The organism is Paenibacillus sp. CAU 1782, from assembly GCF_054551715.1.
The window spans coordinates 75,847-92,764 of sequence record NZ_JBTOLL010000007.1 but is presented as its reverse complement, the minus strand read 5'-3'; the positions used below and the strand labels follow the sequence as shown (position 1 = coordinate 92,764).

Annotated in this window: 15 protein-coding genes; 11 read left to right on the top strand and 4 right to left on the bottom strand. The window is 51.2% G+C overall.

Annotated elements, in window-relative coordinates; genetic code table 11:
- Window positions 1-55: 55 nt before the first annotated feature.
- From ACX93W_RS16330 to ACX93W_RS16310, 5 genes are all read left to right on the top strand, one after another.
- A complete protein-coding gene (locus ACX93W_RS16330; RefSeq protein ID WP_459393437.1) occupies window positions 56-1,831 on the top strand; it encodes a glycerophosphodiester phosphodiesterase family protein in 1,776 nt (591 codons plus the stop codon).
- A 42-nt stretch (window positions 1,832-1,873) separates the two neighbouring features.
- A complete protein-coding gene (locus ACX93W_RS16325) occupies window positions 1,874-2,647 on the top strand; it encodes a response regulator transcription factor (protein WP_459393436.1) in 774 nt (257 codons plus the stop codon).
- The gene (locus tag ACX93W_RS16320; protein ID WP_459393435.1) at window positions 2,640-3,713 is read left to right on the top strand and encodes a sensor histidine kinase; all 1,074 of its coding nucleotides are present in this window, start codon (window positions 2,640-2,642) and stop codon (window positions 3,711-3,713) included. The genes ACX93W_RS16325 and ACX93W_RS16320 overlap by 8 nt, the downstream gene beginning before the upstream one ends.
- Before the next feature lie 133 nt (window positions 3,714-3,846).
- Window positions 3,847-4,623: an ABC transporter ATP-binding protein gene (locus tag ACX93W_RS16315; protein WP_459393434.1), complete on the top strand. Its 777-nt coding sequence runs from the start codon at window positions 3,847-3,849 to the stop codon at window positions 4,621-4,623.
- Complete coding sequence (locus ACX93W_RS16310) at window positions 4,598-6,559, top strand: FtsX-like permease family protein (RefSeq protein WP_459393433.1); 1,962 nt, start codon at window positions 4,598-4,600, stop codon at window positions 6,557-6,559. Before ACX93W_RS16315 ends, ACX93W_RS16310 begins: the two co-directional genes overlap by 26 nt.
- On the opposite strand, the gene ACX93W_RS16305 is transcribed toward ACX93W_RS16310, so the two are convergent.
- Both ACX93W_RS16305 and ACX93W_RS16300 read right to left on the bottom strand, forming a co-directional pair.
- Window positions 6,546-7,250: a metallophosphoesterase gene (locus ACX93W_RS16305; RefSeq protein ID WP_459393432.1), complete on the bottom strand. Its 705-nt coding sequence runs from the start codon at window positions 7,248-7,250 to the stop codon at window positions 6,546-6,548. The genes ACX93W_RS16310 and ACX93W_RS16305 overlap by 14 nt on opposite strands.
- A gap of 196 nt (window positions 7,251-7,446) precedes the next feature.
- Complete coding sequence (locus ACX93W_RS16300; RefSeq protein ID WP_459393431.1) at window positions 7,447-8,592, bottom strand: metallophosphoesterase; 1,146 nt, start codon at window positions 8,590-8,592, stop codon at window positions 7,447-7,449.
- Between the two features lie 171 nt (window positions 8,593-8,763).
- Here ACX93W_RS16300 and ACX93W_RS16295 point away from each other — a divergent pair, with 171 nt between their 5' ends.
- The 3 genes from ACX93W_RS16295 (at window position 8,764) to sda (ending at window position 12,429) form a co-directional block, all read left to right on the top strand.
- Window positions 8,764-10,926, top strand: coding sequence for a DNA topoisomerase III (locus tag ACX93W_RS16295; protein WP_459393430.1), 2,163 nt, complete (start codon window positions 8,764-8,766; stop codon window positions 10,924-10,926).
- 221 nt (window positions 10,927-11,147) lie between these two features.
- Window positions 11,148-11,825, top strand: coding sequence for a YheC/YheD family protein (locus ACX93W_RS16290; protein ID WP_459393429.1), 678 nt, complete (start codon window positions 11,148-11,150; stop codon window positions 11,823-11,825).
- Between the two features lie 460 nt (window positions 11,826-12,285).
- The gene (gene sda, locus ACX93W_RS16285) at window positions 12,286-12,429 is read left to right on the top strand and encodes a sporulation histidine kinase inhibitor Sda (protein ID WP_459393428.1); all 144 of its coding nucleotides are present in this window, start codon (window positions 12,286-12,288) and stop codon (window positions 12,427-12,429) included.
- Window positions 12,430-12,503: 74 nt separating this feature from the next.
- Here sda and ACX93W_RS16280 read toward each other — a convergent pair whose 3' ends face one another.
- Window positions 12,504-13,505: an NAD(P)/FAD-dependent oxidoreductase gene (locus ACX93W_RS16280; RefSeq protein ID WP_459393427.1), complete on the bottom strand. Its 1,002-nt coding sequence runs from the start codon at window positions 13,503-13,505 to the stop codon at window positions 12,504-12,506.
- 326 nt (window positions 13,506-13,831) lie between these two features.
- On the opposite strand from ACX93W_RS16280, the gene ACX93W_RS16275 reads away from it, so the two are divergent.
- Window positions 13,832-15,025: an NAD(P)/FAD-dependent oxidoreductase gene (locus tag ACX93W_RS16275; protein ID WP_459393426.1), complete on the top strand. Its 1,194-nt coding sequence runs from the start codon at window positions 13,832-13,834 to the stop codon at window positions 15,023-15,025.
- On the top strand, window positions 15,025-15,279 hold the full coding sequence (locus ACX93W_RS16270) for a hypothetical protein (protein WP_459393425.1): 255 nt from the start codon (window positions 15,025-15,027) through the stop codon (window positions 15,277-15,279). The genes ACX93W_RS16275 and ACX93W_RS16270 overlap by 1 nt, the downstream gene beginning before the upstream one ends.
- A 208-nt stretch (window positions 15,280-15,487) precedes the next feature.
- Here ACX93W_RS16270 and hemQ read toward each other — a convergent pair whose 3' ends face one another.
- The gene (gene hemQ, locus ACX93W_RS16265) at window positions 15,488-16,234 is read right to left on the bottom strand and encodes a hydrogen peroxide-dependent heme synthase (RefSeq protein ID WP_459393424.1); all 747 of its coding nucleotides are present in this window, start codon (window positions 16,232-16,234) and stop codon (window positions 15,488-15,490) included.
- A 382-nt stretch (window positions 16,235-16,616) separates the two neighbouring features.
- Between hemQ and ACX93W_RS16260 the strand changes: the two genes are divergently transcribed.
- Window positions 16,617-16,916, top strand: a complete 300-nt coding sequence (locus ACX93W_RS16260; protein ID WP_459393423.1) for a YuiB family protein — start codon at window positions 16,617-16,619, stop codon at window positions 16,914-16,916.
- Window positions 16,917-16,918: the final 2 nt, after the last annotated feature.

The window sequence follows — 16,918 nt, the reverse complement described above, 5'->3', positions numbered from 1 at the left end:
TTAATGGGAGAGTATAATGGGACATAAACATCTTTGGCGAATGGGATGAATGCTTATGATACGGCTGCTCGTCAGAAGCCTTGCGGATTTCCGCACCTCTTTCAAAAAATTGCTCCTGTTTGAATATATGTTTATGCTCCTGACCAGCTTTGTCGTCATCCCGGTTATTACGTATGTCTTCAACCGGATATTGACGGTGCTTGGTTCGGGGTCGCTGCTTAACGGGGAAGTGTACCGGATTGGGTTAGCCTATGAAGGCGTCATTGGCCTGGTTATTATCGGGCTGCTGGCTTCCTTTACTCTCTTTATTGAGTTGTGCGTGCTTGTTGTTATGGTGCAGCAGCATTACTTTTCCAAGGAAGTTTTGATTAGCGATTCCTTGCTGGCGGCGCTTCGCCGTACGCCGCGTCTCCTTGGTTTTGGGATACTTCAGCTGTTGTTTTTTTTGCTGGCGCTTATTCCGTTTATCGATTCGCCATTATCGGAGTCCTTTTATGCTCTTTTTAATTTCCCGATTCTGTTAAACAGCAAGGTGATCGAAAGTTCGGTCATTTTGACTTCTGTTTACGCTCTTCTGCTGCTTATCCTGCTGTATATGCTGCTGAGATGGGTTTTTGTGCTGCATTATATTATGCTGGAGGGCAAAAGCATTGCCGAGGCGGTCCGCAGCAGCATGGCGCTGACCAGGGGCTGGAGCCAGCTTAAGCTGTTTTTGATTTTGTTCATGGTCAATCTTCTTGTGTTATCGACCGGCTTTTTTGTTCTTTCGTCGCTTTCCTATTTGCCGTCCTGGCTTAACATCAATGTGTTAAATGTGTTTTCCGCCCATTATTCGCTCACGCTTTCCTCGATTTTGAGCTATATGTTTGCGCTTTTGCTGCTTCCGGTCAATTTGATTTTTCTGACCCGCCTCTTTTTCTATTTTCGCGCGGGACATGGGATTCGCCCCCGGGATACGCTGGAGCTGCGGCGCAGCTGGCTTGGCGGGCTGGAGAGGAAGCTAACGAATTATTTTAGAGGCAAAAAAAGGACCCGGACGCTGTATATTTCCGCTGCCGCCATCTATGTCGGTCTTATGCTGTTTGTTGGTTTTCGCGCCAATGACAATCTGCTCTATGCCCAGTGGACCGTTCTGATATCTGCGCATAGAGGGGACGTGCAGACAGCTCCCGAAAATTCGATCCCCGCAATAACGTCCGCCATCGATAAAGGCGTGCAATCGGTGGAATTGGATGTACAGCTAACCAGGGATGGCGTAGCAGTGCTCCACCATGATTACACGCTGCAGCGAATGGCGGGCGTCCAGGTGCGGGTGAGCGAGCTGACTTATGATGAATTAAGCAAGCTGATGATCGGAGAGGATGAAAATCTGGAGCCGGTGCATATCCCCACATTAAGAGAGGCGCTTTCGGAAGCGCAGGGACGAATCAAGGTTTTGCTGGATTTAAAGCCATACGGCCCCGCAACGGAGATGGTCCAAAAGGTGGTAAACACCATTCAGCAATTCGGCATGGAGCGGGAAGTCTATATTCAATCCTTTGACAGCGACTCGCTTCGCCTGATCCGTGAGCTCGATCCCGAAATCAGGATCGGACAAATTCTATATTTTGCGCTGGGAGATTTGTCCGCTCTGGATGTAGACTTTTACACCATTGAACAGGTTATGCTCACGGAAAAGCTGGTCAAACGGGCGCACGCCAACGGCCGGGAAGTATGGGTATGGACCGTGAACAGCAGCCGGAACATGAAGGAAGTGCTGAAATACCGGATCGACGGCATGATCACGGACTATCCGCTTCGGGCGCAGTCGATGGTGGAACTGAACTTGTAGCAAAACTTGTAGCGCGGCCGCCGATAGGACGGGGAGGGAAACATGTACAATATTTTTATAGTTGAAGATGATCTCAAGATAGCCGTCATTTTGAAAAAAAAGATGGAGCAATACGGCTATGCGGCCGCCGTTGCCGTCAATTTCCGTGAGCTGATGCCGGAGCTGGAGGCGTTTCAGCCCCATTTGGTTTTGCTGGATATTAATTTGCCGTATTTCGACGGTTACTACTGGTGTCGACAGATTCGAATAAGATTCAGCATGCCGATACTTTATATTTCCGCGCGGTCGGGGGAGATGGACCAGGTGATGGCCATCGAAAACGGCGGCGACGACTACATAACAAAGCCGATTCAGCTGGAGCTGATGATGGCCAAAATTAAAGGAGCGCTTCGGCGAACCTATGGCGAATACGCCTCTCCGGGCGCTGAGGGAGGAAGCGAAAGCGCCGTCTCCGGTTTGCCGGCATGGGGCGAGCAAACGCAATCGGGCCGGGCATTGCTGGAATGCTGCGGCTTGCGGCTGTATCCCGGACGCAATGAGCTGGAGTGGAGGGGAAGACGGCTGGAATTGACCAAAAACGAGCTGCTGCTGGCGGAATGTCTAATGAGCAGACCAGGCGAGGTATTGTCCCGTGAGGAGCTGCTGGAGGCGTTATGGGACGACATCCAGTTCGTCGATGACAACACGTTAACCGTCAACGTGACAAGACTGAGAAAAAAATTGGAGGAGCTTGGCCTGCCCAAGCTGATTGATACCGTCAGGGGGCAAGGCTACAAGCTGTCGAGCCAAAGGCTGGAGGCTTGCGGCGATGAATAAAGTCACTTTGACCGCTTTTTTGAAGGATCGCATGCTCTATATGATTACGATTTTGTTCCTTGCGGGTTTTGCCGTGCTTCTGTTTGTGCTTGAAAACTATCGTTATCCCGGTCTGGTCGAAAGCGGGACAATCTTTTACATCGCGACGCTTGCCGTGTTTTTGCTTATCGCATGGCTGGCGGCGGATTACGTTCGGCAGCGCCACTTCTACAAGCAGCTGCGGGAAGCAATGGAAAGAGCCGGGGAGCGGGATGGCGTCGCTATCGTCAATTATGGCGTCACGCACGAGCAGAAGCTGGTTGTGTCCCTGCTTCAGGAGCAGAATGCGGCTTTTTTGAACGAGCTGAGCCAGTACAAGCGCCAGCAGGAGCTTCGCAATCATTTTGTGCTGCAATGGGTGCATTACATGAAAACTCCGGTATCGGTCATCGATATGCAGATGCAGGAGGTTATGCGGGAGCTGCCGATGGGCGAGGAGCAGCAGCGCGACGCGGCGCAAAGCATTCAGGAGGAGGCGGAGCGGCTCGCAAGAGGGCTGGAGCAGATGCTTCATACGGCAAGGCTGGACAAGTTCGCCCTGGACCTCCACATACGTCGTTTGCCACTTCATGAAATCATTCGTTCAGCAGTCAACGGCCATAAGCGCTTGTGCATCAAACATTCCATTTTCCCGCGGATTGAGGGAGAGGCTTGGGTAGAGAGCGATGAGAAGTGGATCACGTTTGTACTGGGCCAGCTGATCGGGAATAGTATCAAATACAGCAAAAATAAGCCGGGCTCCAAAAATTTGAAATTTCGCCTCAAAGAGTCAGGTGGAGGCGAAGCGGCCCTGGAGGTCGAGGATGAAGGCATTGGCATAATGCCGCATGATCTTCCCCGCATTTTCGACCCCTTTTTTACAGGGGAAAACGGCAGAACCTCCGGCGAATCTACAGGCATGGGCCTTTATTTGGCCAAGGAGGTTTGCGGCCGCCTGGGCCATAGCCTGAGCGCGGAGAGTCAGCCTGGTTCGGGATCAGTTTTTCGTCTGACCTTTAAGCCGGGCGGCATTCACGTTATGAAATAGCGCATGTAGAGACTTTGGTGACAAGTGACAATATTGTAAGCTTCGCAGGAAGCCATTGAAAGACAAATCGATGGGCACAGGCTTCTTCGGCGTTATATACTTGCTGCATCAACGAGATGGGGAGGCGACGGCAATGAGCGTGCTTAAAGCAAAAGCTCTCGGCAAGCTGTACAGCAGCAAAGGAAATGTCGTATATCAAGCGCTGGAGGATATTGATCTGGAAATCAATGCGGGCGAATTTGTCGGAGTGATGGGGCCTTCCGGCAGCGGAAAAACAACCTTGCTGAATCTGCTGGCTACAATTGACCGTCCAACATCGGGTGTAATCGAAATCAACGGAGTGAACCCCGTAAAGCTGAACGCCACGCAGCTGTCTTTGTTCCGCCGTCGGGAACTTGGTTTTGTGTTCCAGGATTACAATCTGCTGGATACGCTGACGATTAAGGAAAATATTATTCTCCCGCTTGTATTGGAGGGAGTTCGTCCCGCCGAAATTGGGAAGAAGCTGGACAGCCTTGCGGAGCTGCTGCAAATCGGCGGTATTTTGGGCAAGCGGACGTATGAAGTATCCGGCGGACAGAAGCAGCGGGCCGCCATTGCAAGAGCGATCATCCACGAGCCTTCGCTGCTGCTGGCCGACGAATTGACCGGCAATCTGGACTCCAAAGCGGCCAAGAACGTGATGGATGCGCTGAAGGATATGAATGAACAACGCAAAGCAACGATTCTGATGGTCACGCATGATCCCTTTTCGGCAAGCTACTGCCAGCGTATCGTATTTATAAAGGACGGCAGGCTGTTTTCGGAAATCCGGCGCGGCTCCAACCGGCAAACCTTTTTTCAGCAAATCCTGGACGCGTTAAGCGTGCTGGGGGGGAATTTCGATGACGTTCCGTTCGCTCGCGCTTAGCAATGTCAAAGGAAACTGGAGGGCGTACAGCGCGTTTTTCCTCAGCAGCGTTTTTTCCGTTTTGATCTTTTATATTTACGCCGCTTTTCTGATGCATCCCGATGTGCTGAGCGGCGATATTTTGGCGGCCGGAAAAGTGCGGCGGGGCATGATTTTTTGTCTGTATCTCATCATCATGTTTTCGATTCTGTTTATTATGTATTCCAATTCCGCGTTTCTGAAAACGAGAAAACAGGAGTTTGGGCTGTTTACTCTGTTTGGCATGACGCGCCCTCAGCTGCGCAAGCTGATTATTTATGAAAATATAGCCATATCGGTTTTGTCGATTTCGGTTGGCATTGGTCTTGGTATCTTGTTCAGCAAGCTGTTTTTTATGGCGCTGGCGGCGCTTCTGAAGCTGGAGGTCAGCATCGCTTTTGCCATACCGCTTGGAGCGGTTTGGTTGACGGCCGCTTGTTTTTTTATTGTGTTTACGTGCATTTCGGCGTGGTCGGTCATTACGATGAGACGGTCTGAAATTATTGAGCTGCTGGGGGCTTCGAGGGGGACCAAAGGCGAGCTTTGTTATTCGCCGCTGCAATGCGCGGTGGGAGCCATCGGCTTGGCCGGGGGCTACGGGATGGCCTTGTCCATGACGATGACAAACTTTATGCTTTTGGCTCTGCCTGTGCTTCTGACGGTGGTGAGCGGCACCTATTTTTTGTTTACACAGCTGAGCATCATCCTCCTTCGTTTTATTCAACGGCGCAAAAGTATTTATTACAATCGTACGAATATGCTTATTTTTTCCCAGCTTGGCTATAAAATCAAAGATAATGCCCGGATTCTATTTGTGGTTTCGATCATGAGCGCTGTTATTATGACGGCTGCGGGAACGGTTTATTTTATGTTTATCGAAAGCAAGCTGATCGAGGAGAAAAGAGCTCCGTATAGTCTGGCTTATATGGAGAAGGGACTCCATTCCAGCGAGGTGATGGACAGGGAGCGGCTTAAAGAAATCATTAAGCGCGAGGGGTTTGAGCTGAGCCGAGAGGTCAAGGTTGTTGGACTCCATATGGATGAGTATAAAATCTCTCTGCTGAACGGGACAAAATTGCTTGGCAATTGGAGCGAAAATCTTGGTTACCGCGCGTTTATTATTCCCGCCTCAACCTATAACAAGCTGGCTCTGGAGCAGGGAAAACCGACGATCGCCGCGGTTAGCGGACAGCTAACGCTGGTTTATCCTTTTTTTATCGAAACCAGCGGCATAGACGGATTTGTCGAAGGTTATCTTAACGGGCGTGAAGTGAACTATCCCATTTCCGGACTGACGGAAAATGTAGTTTTGAACTTCCGGATGGATTCCAATGCCGCCACCTTGGTAATGGATGATTTGACTTATGTAAACGCCATGATTGGCGTGCCGGAGAAGGAACTGGCGGTATTTTACGGCTATGAGGTCGGGAACTGGGAGCAAAGCGCCGGCTTGGAGAAAAAGCTGACAGCGGCTGTGCCGGAAAGCCTGCAAAAGGAAACGGACTTTACGCGGGCGTCCCGTTATGCGGATATGGCTGAATCGTATACGCTGACCTTGTTTATCGGCCTGTTCATTAGTTTGCTCTTTTTTATCGCTGCCGGGAGCATGATCTACTTCAAGCTGTTTACCGAGCTGCAGGAGGACCAGGCGCAGATCAGGGGACTGACGCGCATCGGCATGACGCTGAAGGAAATAAGGACAACGGTCGTCACGCAAATCGCCATTGTCTTTTTTGTGCCATGCGTGGTGGGAACGAGTCATGCCTTGTTTGCCATGTCGGCGCTGGACAATATTATGATGTCCTCCAACTGGCTGTATTCCTTTGTTGTTGTGGGCATTTTTGTCATCATGCAAGGCTTGTATTTTCTCATGGCGAGCCGCAGCTATATGAAAATGATTTTGATTAATGACCGGTAAGCAATTCGCTTGCGGGCTCCAGCTTGTAATCGCTGCATCGGTATTGGGGATTGGCGGCGCAGGAGTAGGTCAGCTCATTGGTGAAATCAACCAGCGTCAGCCGCATGCCCTGTTTGGCGCCCGTGTCGATGCCGATGCGCAAGCTGTCGCGCCACAACGTACCCGCTGCGGCTCCAAGCTTATGCGTAGCGGTATGTCCAAACACGATTCGGCTCCACAATCTTTCGTCATCCTCCGGCGCAAAGCGGAAAGCCTCGGCCGGACACGTATAGAATCGTTCGCGAATCTCTGTCAAATCCCGCACGCTTTGCGCCTCAAGCGGCACGCTTGGACGGATTCCGGCATGGACGAACAGAAACGGTTGAACAATCGCATACAGCGGCAAGCCTGCAATCCATTTGACGTAGGGACGGTAACGGGAGGTTCCTTTGCGGGTCATGGCAGCCAGCTTTAATTCATGATTTCCCGCAATGACGACAGCGCCTCCTTTGGCGAGCAGGCGAATCGTTTGTAGGATTTCCCAGGTTGAAGGTCTATCGGCTTCGATAAAGTCGCCGAGCAGAATTAGACAATCCTTTCCGGGGGTATACTTGGCCATTTGCAGCAGCCTGAGAAGCCCTTCCTGCCGCCCGTGAATATCCGATATGGCAAGCAGTCGCCCTCCCGGCATTCCTGTTGCGGCATGTTCCAATGCGTTCTCCTCCTTTTGCGGGATCCAGTTGTATAACAATATATTACGGAGGAGCAGCGCGGGTAGCGGCGGCGTTACAGTCGTCTTCTGCCCAAATTTCCGTCTCCAGTGTACCGAAGCGGAAAAAGGGCCTGAAACTCGGGACGAAGTCCAAAGCGGCCAGGCCCTTGCAGCTGTTCGTACATGTTAGAAAACGTTATTCACCAAACGTTACTTTGAGTTCAACAACCTCGCTGCGGCTTCCCAGCCGCAGGGGAGGTCCCCAGAAGCCAAAGCCCGACGACACGACGGCATGCAGGCTCCCTTTTTGCTTATAGCCCCAATCCAGCTCGAACATCCGTCTTGTAATCCAATGATTAGGCGCCATTTGGCCGCGGTGCGTATGGCCTGACAGAGAAAGGTCGATACCTGCCGCCTGCGCGGCGTCCAGATCGGAGGGCTGATGATCCAGCATGATGACGGGCATCTCGCGTGGCAGCGACTCCGTCAGTTCAGCCACCGTTTTGCGTCCCCCGCCTTTAAAGCCTCCCGACGCTTTGTCCTTGCGGCCCAATACGACGAAGCTATCCTCTATCACAACGGCTTCATCCATTAATACCGGAATGCCGATTTCCCGCATGGCTTCTACGAATTGCGGAACCTTGCCCCCGATGTATTCATGGTTGCCCGTTACGGCGTATACGCCCAGCGGTGCTTTGAGCTGCCCCAGCGTGGAGGCCATTCCTTTGCGCAGGAAAGGAGCCAGATCGTCATCCAATATATCTCCAGGCAGCAAAATGATGTCGGGGGCGATGTCGTTCACCTTTTTTACAAGCCGTGCGATGTGCCGGTTGCCGATGACGGTGCCCAGATGCAAATCGGATGCCATCGCGATTGTTAATGTTTTGCGCTCTCCGGCGATTTTTGGAATGGAAATGTCATAATGGCGAATGACAGGGCTCCACGCATTGCGCGTGCCGACAACGAGCAGGATGAGAAGAAAAGCGGCTACGGCCGTGCCCGTGCCAACGAGGTAAACAGACTGCGGCATTCCTGCCAGCTTGAGCACAAGGCCGGCCAGCCCCGCTACAGGAAGCAGCAGCAGACTGTATTGGAATAAGCCGATCCAATAGGAGCCCGCTATTTTGAGAGGTCCGGCAAGAGGACGGAGCGCGGTTGACTCCCCCAGTCTGCCCAGTATATAACCAAGCGAAAGCAAACCTAGCAAAAGCCAATAAATGATGGCAGGCGGCGAACCGCCAACAGAAGAAAGGAACATCCAGCCGTTCCAGCCGATGTAGGCAACGAGCGCGCCGTAAAGAAGCAAAAAACCGGTTAAAGCTGCAACAGCCCGGGTATTCATAAGGAAGGCACGCTCCTTGTTTGTCGCTGCCGGGTGACGGCAGACGCTTTTTGAGCCTACTATAGCACAGGAAAAGAATAGACTTCAAAAGGAAGGCCGTTTTCATTGCGCGCCTCTCCTTCATATGGTATCTTTGCACCATAACGGAAGCCGAAATGGAGAGATTAGGGAATGAAATCATTAGTGCTTGCCGAAAAGCCAAGCGTTGCCAAAGAAATCGCGCGCGTATTGGGCTGCAACGGCAAAGGAAAAAGCTATATAGAGGGACCGGGCTATGTGGTGACATGGGCTTTGGGGCATCTTGTGACCTTGGCCGAACCCGAGGATTACGATACAAAATTCAAAACCTGGAATTTGGAAGATTTGCCGCTCCTCCCGGACAAAATGAAGCTGAAGGTATTGAAGGAAACTTCGCATCAATACAAGGCGGTTGCTCAACTATTAAAGCGAAGCGATATCGGGGAGCTGATTATTGCTACGGACGCCGGCCGTGAAGGCGAGCTGGTGGCGCGCTGGATCATGGAGCTGGCGGGTTTTAGAAAACCGTTCAAACGGCTATGGATATCGTCCCAGACGGACAAGGCGATCCGAGACGGCTTTAAAAATTTGAAGCCGGGCCGCGATTATGATCATTTGTATGCTTCGGCGGTATGCCGGGCGGAGGCGGACTGGGTGATCGGCCTTAACATGACTCGCGCGCTGACAACCAAATACAATGCCCAGCTTGCCGCGGGCCGCGTTCAGACGCCGACTTTGGCGATGATGATGGACCGGGAAAAGGAAATTGAAACCTTCCAATCGCAGCCTTATTGGACCGTAACCGCGCCGTTTACAGGATTTACCGCGCAATGGCGCGCTGGAGACGGGCATGACGGGCGCATATGGAAAAAGGAGGATGCCGAAGCAGCTGCTGCCCGCGCCGGAGCGGCAGGAAGCGCCAAGGTGGAAAAGCTTCGTACAACGGAGCGTTCCGAATTGCATCCGCTCGCATATGATTTGACGGAGCTGCAGCGGGATGCCAACAAGCGGCTGGGTTTTTCCGCCAAGCAAACATCCAATGTATTGCAGAAGCTTTACGAGTTTCACAAGCTGGTCACCTATCCCAGAACGGATTCCCGCTATTTGTCCAGCGATATGGTTCCGACGCTTAAGGGACGGCTGGAAAGCGTAGCCGTTGGCCCTTACGCCGCTCTGGCGCGCAAGGCGTTGCGGTCGCCGCTGAAAATAACAAACCGGATCGTCGATGACAGCAAGGTCAGCGACCATCACGCCATCATACCAACCGAGCAATTTCTGCAGCTGCAGTCGCTTTCGAACGACGAGCGCAAGCTGTACGATTTGATCGTTCGCCGGTTTATCGCCTTGTTTTACGGCCCTTACCGTTACGACGAAACATCAGTGACGCTGGTTGGGGGCGGAGAACGCTTTTATGCAAAGGGAAAAATCCAGAAGGACGCGGGTTGGAAGGAGCTTTATCAAGGCGGAAGTTTTGATCCGGAGGACGAGGAAGACGATGAAGACGGGGGAGGGCGCCAATTCAGCGATCGCCAGCCATCGCAAATGCTGCCTCCGCTTACGGCGGGAGCTTCGCTTCCGCTCAAAAACCCGGGGATCAAGGAGCTGAGAACGCTGCCTCCGGCGCGTTATACCGAAGCTTCCCTGCTGGGCAAAATGGAGAAATACGGCCTCGGCACCCCTGCAACGCGCGCGGATATCATTGAAAAGCTGCTCTCCACGGATACGATTGAACGCTCCAGATCGTCGCTTATTCCTACGGGAAAAGGAAAACAGTTGATCGGCTTAGTTGTGGAGGAGCTTCGCAGTCCCGAATTGACGGCCAAATGGGAGGGAGAGCTGGAGCGCATTTCCAAAGGAAAAGGGGATGCGGGGGCATTTATGCGCGGCATTCGTGAACAATCCCGGAAATGGGTGCAGGAAGTGCGGACGGAAACCAAAGAATACAAGCCGCATAATCTGACCACCTCGCGTTGTCCGGATTGCGGAAAGCCAATGCTGGAAGTTAAAAACAAGCGGGGCAAATCAATGGTCTGCTCCGACAAGGAATGCGGTTATCGCAGGTCGGCGGAGCCGGTGCTGCTGAACAAACGCTGCCCGCAATGCCGCAAAAAAATGGAGCTGCATGACGGAAAAGCCGGGAAATACGCGCAATGCAAGCCGTGCAATGTGATCGAGATGCTGGGGGATAAGGATGGAGGCCGTATGAACAAGCGCGAGCAGCAGCGTCTGGTCGAGCAATACAGCGATAACTCGCCGCTGTCTAATAGCCTGGCCGACAAGCTGAAGGCGGCTCTTGAGCAAAAGGACGGCAAGTAACCCCTTCAACTTGAAAGCGGCTCTATTGTAAATGGATAGGAAGCAGCCTGATTTGCCGGCGGTCAGCATTAGCGGGGCCGGCTTGCAGTTTGCCTGTTAACCTCCGTTGGCTTAAGGCTCCTGCTTGGCAAATCCCGCTCCTAACCAGCGGCATACATCCACGAGCTCTCCTCCCAGTGAACATAGTATGTACTATGGCGACTGGAAAGGAGATCACAGTCATGGCCAACCACAATCATTCAGGCAGGCAGCTCGCTAGCAAGTGGGCCAAAACCGAAGCGCTTTTGTCGCATCCCGGCATCGTTCCGCATATTCCTCCCACGCGGCGATATTCCCCGTCCCAGCTTCGCATGATGCTGTACACGCATGGAATCGTTGTAGTGAAACCCGTGGTGGGTTCGGGCGGCAGCGGCGTTATCAAGGTGTTCAGGGACGGAGCGGGTTTTGCGTATACGTTTAAAGACCACACCTCACGCTTTGCCAGCTTCGACGGGCTGGCGATGAGTTTGGGAAGCCGGGTGGGGCGCAGATCTTACCTGATTCAGAAGGGCATTCAGTTGGCTACGGTGGGCGGTCGGCCCATTGATTACCGCGTAAAGTACGTCAAAGGGGCCAGGGGATGGGAATACCGGTCTATGGTAGGTCGGATTGCCAGACGGGGGTTGTTCGTCACTAATCTGAGTCAGGGCGGGGAAATGGTCACCGCCTCCAAGGGCATTGCCGCTTCGCTAGGCTCTTCCCAGGTCAAAGCCAAGAAGGGGCGGATGAGGGAGCTGACCGTAATGTCCACGCGGGTATTGGAGCAGCGGTTTCCCGGCATCTCGCATCTGGGTTTTGATTACGGAATCGACAGGTATGGCAAGCTGTGGATTTTTGAAGTAAATACGCGTCCTCATTGAGGGCATGCAGGCTAGTTCATTTGCTGGCCGGCGTCAAAATGGAAAGGGCCTTTCGTTGCAGTCGTCGGACTGGCGAAGGGCTTTTTGCATTTTGGCTGAGAGCGGGATGGCGCTCCTGTGGTTTTTGGCATGCGCTCATCTGAAGGCGCAATATCATTAATGCGGTTAAAATATTCCATTTATAGGAGGAGGAATATCCATCAAACTTTTTTATGGAAAATGCTGCATAAACGGGTGTGGATAAAAATATCCACATTATCCACGCTGAGTTTGCCCGTTTTCCGGATCGTATTCACATTTGATTCACATGGTATCCACAGGGGTATGTGTATAAGAAGGGCTGTTGTTGGGGCTGGAATAGGCATGCTACACTGTTTACATTCCTTCATAAGGTTGTTCAAAAAGTCCGCTTCCGAACTTTTTGAGCACGCACTTTAATGGGTGGGGAGTGGAATGGACGATGGAGATTTTAACGGACGAGCTGTTGGTCGATACGTACCACGCGGCGATCCAATTCAAGCTTGACCCGGAGTTTATCCGGATGCTTGCGCAGGAGCTGAAGCGCAGGGAATTGGCCCCGGGTGCGCAAATAAGCAGCGTCTGACGCAGCCAGCGGGGAGCTGGGCTCCGTTCTGGCTTCATCAGACGCTGCGGTTAACCCTATTGGCATTAATGGGATTAAAGCTTCATGTTGCTGCTGTGTCCGGGAGACAGCTTGGCGCTTGGATCAACATAAACCTTGGCGTTGTTGATGGCGGTCGGCGCTTCGCCGAAGCCTACCGCAATCAGTTTAAGCTTGCCGGGATAAGTTGTTATATCGCCTGCGGCAAAGATGCCGGGAATATTGGTTTCCATCCGCGTATCCACCACAATGGATCCGCCCTGGATTTCGATGCCCCATTCCGCGATTGGTCCAAGCGAGGACACAAAACCGAAATTGACGATGACGGCATCTACTTCATGCTGTGTGCTTTCCTTTGTTTTTACGTCGGTCAGCGTCACGCTTGTAATGGCGTTGTCGCCTTGCAAAGCCGTTATTTCCGTTGGCGTAATAACGTTGACGGATGAATTCATCAGATTTTCCACGCTGTGCTCGTGCGCTCTGAATTTGTCGCGACGGTGAATCAGCGTTACGCTTTTGGCAATGGGCTCCAGCATGAGCGACCAGTCCACTGCGGAATCGCCGCCGCCGCTTACCAAGACGCGTTTGTCCTTGAATCTGCTCAGGTCACCTACGAAATAATGCAGGTTGTTTCCTTCGTATTGGGCCGCTTCCGGAAGTTCCAGCCTGCGTGGCTCGAATGCCCCGACCCCTGCCGTAATGATAACCGCTTTTGCATAATGCACGGCTTTATCGGTTGTCACCTCAAACAGTCTTTCGTCCTGCTTGCGGACATTTGTCACTTTTTCCTCCAGGCACACCTCGGGTTTGAACAGCTCTAATTGCTCTTTAAGACGGTCAACCAGCTCCTGAGCGGTTACTTTTGGAAAGCCGGCTACATCATAAATATATTTCTCGGGATAAAGCGCGGCAAGCTGTCCGCCCAATTGCGGCATGCTTTCCACGATTTTTACGGATGCCTGGCGCATTCCGCCGTAGAACGCGGCGAACATTCCGGCCGGGCCTCCTCCGATAATTAGAATATCAACCGGGTTCAATCCTTCTTCTGTATTTGACACTGACAGTGCACCTCCAACATTATTGTTACCGTATCTATTATAAACCTTTGGACATGCAATTGAAATCATTTCTCACTGTGAAAATGCCAATGATTGTGCACAATTCTAAACTTTTTCGTAGAATTTACTCTTGAACTTTCTGTGAAAAGTCTGTAATATGTCTGATGTATATGAAACTTAGTTGCATGAAACAGGACTAAGGGTAAAAGTCCTTATTTAGGCGTAAACTTAAAAAGAGAAATATGACGGTTTGGATGAGATTGTGTAATTTTTCACACCTCTTAAGATAAACACAAAAGAACATTTAGAATGGATGGGATTAAGCAATGAGCAACATACCGAAAATCGTTATTCTTGGTGCAGGATACGGCGGCGTGCTGACCGCGCTTCGCTTGCAGAAGGAGCTTAATTATAATGAGGCGGATGTGACGCTTGTTAACAAGCATGATTATCACTACTTTACGACTCATCTTCACATGCCAGCAGCAGGTACAGACGCTCATGAAAATGCTCGCGTAAGCATCTCCAAACTCATTGACGAATTCAAAATCGATTTTGTAAAATCGACGGTTGTTCAAATTCGTCCGCAGGACAAAAAAGTAATTCTGGAAGACGGCACGCTTTCCTACGACTACCTGGTAATCGGACTGGGCGGAGAGCCGGAAACGTTTGGCATCCCAGGCTTGGCGGAAAATGCGATGAACATTCGCAGCATCAACTCCGTTCGCCTGATTCGCGAGCATATCGACTATCAATTCGCTCGCTACAAACGCGAACCGCATCGTACAGACTACCTGACCTTTATCGTTGGCGGCGCCGGCTTTACGGGAATCGAGTTTATCGGCGAGCTTGCGGACCGCATTCCTGTATTGTGCAAGGAATTTGACGTGGATCCGTCCCTGGTCAAAATTTATAACATCGAAGCTGCGCCAACGGCGTTGCCTGGTTTTGACCCTGAGCTGGTGGAATACGGCATGAACGTTCTGACTAAAAAGGGCGTAACCTTCCGTATTGGAACAGCAATCAAGGAGTGCACGCCTGAAGGCGTTATCGTAGGCGAAGGCGAAGAAATCAAATCCGCTACCGTTATCTGGACCGGGGGCATTCGCGGCAACCGTCTGATCGAGGAAGCCGGCTTTGAAACGATGCGCGGACGTGTAAAAATCGACGAGTTCCTGCGCTGCCCGGGCCACGAAAACATCTATATTGTTGGCGACAACTCCCTGATGTTTAACCCTGAAGGCCGTCCTTATCCGCCAACTGCCCAAATCGCTATGCAACAAGGCGTAGTTTGCGCAAACAACCTGGTTGCTTCGATTCGCAACCAGCCGCTTAAAACGTTTGTATTCAGCAACAAAGGCACCGTTGCATCGCTTGGCAAAGGCGAAGCAATTGGCGTTGCGTTCGGCAAGAAATACAAAGGCCGTTTTGCGGCATTGCTGAAAAAAGTCATTGATATTCGTTACCTGTTCATCATCGGCGGTATTCCGCTCGTGCTGCGCAAAGGCAAATTTTTCTAATGCGCCATTGCAGCGTACAGGTTCGCGGCTTGTTGACAAGAGATGAACTGGATCGCTACAACGCATTGATGGAAGTGGGCTCGTTTCTGGAGTCACAGAACCGGTACGATCTGGCTTATCCGGTGCAGAAGGAAGTCGATCTGCTCATTCAGCCTGCTATCGAACGCCTGAAGGACAAAGGGCGGGAGAGAGACAGAGCAACTCGCGAATATTTGGATGCCAAAAAGGCAAACGAAGAAATCGCGGAGGAATAGCATTAAGCTCAGCCGAAACTTAACCCATTTAATAAAGCTCTTGTATGCCGTCGTTATCGCAACGCGGACAACAAGAGCTTTTTTTGGTGCATAAAGCCAAAAAGCCTGCATGTTGCAGGTCTTCCTTTGAGAAGATCTGCAACATGCAGGCTTTGAATCCAAATCGTTATCCGTGTTGTGGGCCAACACAACAGTATTCAAAAACGCGCTAAACGCTCAAAAGCTCTCCAATTTTATCGTTATCCAGGATGTTGCCGACATAAAAGTCGCCAAAATCGCCATAACGCGCGCTTACTTCGTCAAAACGCATTTCATAAACCAGCTTTTTGAACTGCAGCGCGTCTTCCGCAAACAAGGTGACGCCCCATTCCCAGTTATCAAAGCCAACGGAGCCTGTAATGATCTGTTTAACTTTGCCCGCATATTTGCGGCCAATCATGCCATGGCTTCTCATCATGGCCCGGCGTTCCTCCATGCCCAGCATGTACCAGTTATCGTTGCCCGAACGGCGTTTATTCATGGGATAGAAGCAGATATGACGCCATTTTGGCAAAATCGGTTTCAGACGGGCCACTACCTCGGGATTTTCCATAGGATCTGTTCCAGGTTGTCCCATGTAATTGCTCAACTCCACAATGCTTACATAGGAATGAACGGGATATGTAAAGCTGGCAAACAGCGTTTTGTTAAAAGCGGTTTCCAGTTTGTTCAAATCCTCAAGTGTTTCACGCAAATGCATAAAAACAATATCGGCTTTTTGTCCAACGATAGAATATAGAGCTGTGCTGCCCAAATTTTGTTCTTCGAGAGTGGTCCATTCTTTCACAAAAGCATGTAATTCTTCCAGCGCGCGTTTGCGTTCGCTCTCATCGGCAAGTCTCCATGCGGTCCAGTCTACACTGCGGAAATCATGCAGCGCATACCAGCCCTCCAACGTTTGTGCGGCTTCACTCATACTCGTATTTCTGCCCCTTTCGCTGCCGTTTCGGCTAATTCTTCCATGGTTTAATTGTATCCTAACGCTTCGGTAGGGAGCAAATGTCCGACTTGTGACATTTGTCTCTTTAAGCACGGCGGACAACCCTAATCAGCAACGCCAAGCAGCAATCCCGACCTCGACCTTAGGATTCAGCCCATTATCCGCAGTTACAAGAGAAGGAACGTTTTTTTGAATGGTTGTCGGATACCTTTATAGACGGCGCCTCCAAAAACCAAACTTTTTAAACGGAAAGCGGTATAGTGATTGACTTCACTTTCGGCTTTTATTAAACTGAAGGATAGTTGCAAGCAGTTACATTTCGACAGGCAGCTTCAATGTGAAAGGGGCAAGGCGGTTCATGGTAGAAGCCATTCAAATTATTATTGCAACCGTGCTGTTTTTTGTCATGATGTTCGGCATCGGTTTTATTCTGAATATGCTGCTCAAAACAACTTGGTTCCCGATTGCGTTGTTTGTGCTTGTGCTGATCGGTCTGGCTATATGGTCTCCTTGGGATGCTTCGCAGAATCCTACCTTGGATAACCTGGGAACCTATACGCTTGTTTATTATATTCCCATTACCGGCGCTTTGATTGGCGCTTACGTCAGCGGATGGGCGATTCGTGCGCTGCGCAGGGGCGGCTACAAAATGTTTTAGGC